Origin of the sequence: Thermoclostridium caenicola (assembly GCF_900142095.1) — a bacterium.
Classification (GTDB): Bacteria; Bacillota; Clostridia; order DSM-8532; family DSM-8532; genus Thermoclostridium_A; species Thermoclostridium_A caenicola.
The window spans coordinates 1-1,561 of sequence record NZ_FQZP01000107.1 but is presented as its reverse complement, the minus strand read 5'-3'; the positions used below and the strand labels follow the sequence as shown (position 1 = coordinate 1,561).

At 38.7% G+C, this 1,561-nt stretch carries 2 protein-coding genes; both read right to left on the bottom strand.

The window, feature by feature from the left end; genetic code table 11:
- Window positions 1-270: 270 nt before the first annotated feature.
- Window positions 271-798, bottom strand: coding sequence for a hypothetical protein (locus F3H12_RS13080; protein WP_149679752.1), 528 nt, complete (start codon window positions 796-798; stop codon window positions 271-273).
- A gap of 23 nt (window positions 799-821) precedes the next feature.
- Window positions 822-1,235 (bottom strand): hypothetical protein, encoded by a 414-nt coding sequence (locus F3H12_RS13075; protein WP_149679751.1) that lies wholly within the window; start codon window positions 1,233-1,235, stop codon window positions 822-824.
- Window positions 1,236-1,561 lie beyond the last annotated feature (326 nt).

Sequence of the window (1,561 nt, the reverse complement as noted above, 5' to 3'; positions counted from 1 at the left end):
AATTTAGGATTGAAATCTCCAATGCTTTTGATAAATGGTTAGGCGGTAAGAAGCCTGATAGATCTTAGTGCTGTCTGCCAGCGTTTGACGCTTACGCTAACGCGGCGCTCGCAATGACATGTCTGGTTTATGAGAGGATAAAATCGCCGCGCTGTGCTGATGCTTCGCACATAATGACATCACGGGTATGGTTTTGCGGGTGTTGTGTTATTACTGCGCAACGCTTGCGCTCGGCCAGCGATCACATTTCTACATGATGGGCTTCTACAGCTATTCCTGAATGTCCTTTAAAGCTGTAATAATACTTTCAGCCGGTGAGAATCTATCGATCATCCACTTACCCGAATAGTTGGTGAGAATCATAGTGCCGGTCAATGTTACATTCATGCTCCGGTTATTTTGAAGGTCTACTCGTACCTCTGCTGTATAATGATAAACCGGATTATTATCTTGTGTATTGTTTAGCCTGTTTACCTTGCTTCTTTGAAGAGATATCTCACATCGATACTGTTGAACGGCTTTCTCTAATTCCAGGATAATTCTGCTTGCTACTAATTGGTCATAGGCTTTTTTGCTTATCAGTTTATTGTATTTTTGCGCATATAACATATCTAATACCTCGAAATTGCCCTCGGAAAGTTGCAGGTATGTATCAGAGGATTTTGTGTTGTAATAAATATCCAAGAAAGCTTTGATAGTATTTATCTGCTTTATCTGAGGCAAGAGCAGAAAAAATACCATGACGATACATAAAGCAAATATGCTCAGAAGTATAATCACTTTGGCTCTAAAATTCATAATTATATAACCTCATCATCACATTAATATGAAAAACGATAGCCATCCATACGATTATCCGGGCAATATCCGACGTAATCAGCATCAAAACATGCACCATATATATTGATGGGCTCATCATATATCTTATAAGCCCAAGTCCCTATTGGCTCATAATAAGGATACGTGGGATCACCTTCAGTAGCCAAAACTAAATAGCAGTTCTTACATTGCCAACATGGTGAGCCGATAAGAAGCCAAGAATCATTATAGCTTACCAAAGCGATTCCTCTCGACTTCATATCATGATATGGTTTCCCGCTACATACTTCATATACCTCAGGTTTCACAATTATCGGATCGATTACAACGTTTTTATAAGGTGGATTGGCATAGACCTGAGATATTAGTAGAGACAAGATGAATAGTACTAAGGCAAATAGTCTTAATTTCTTCATAAATAGCTCCTCCTTAAACTTAATATTGCATAATCCAAGTATATCGTAGAACCAGATACAAAAAAGTAAAATGCAACAAATCAAGATTTAAATGTAATAAGTGCATAATGAAAACTTTATAGCAAAATACGATGGTTGAACACTTCATCGTGAATTAACAGCAGAAAATGTCACCGCCGGGATATAATTGACCCGGGAACGCCGAAAAGAAAATGACCCACCCCTGTAGAATTGCGATGGTACTGGGCTACTCTCGCGCTATGTACATCGAATTTACAAAACGATGTGACATTCACAGCTTTTTACGTTGCATGGTAAACGCGTTG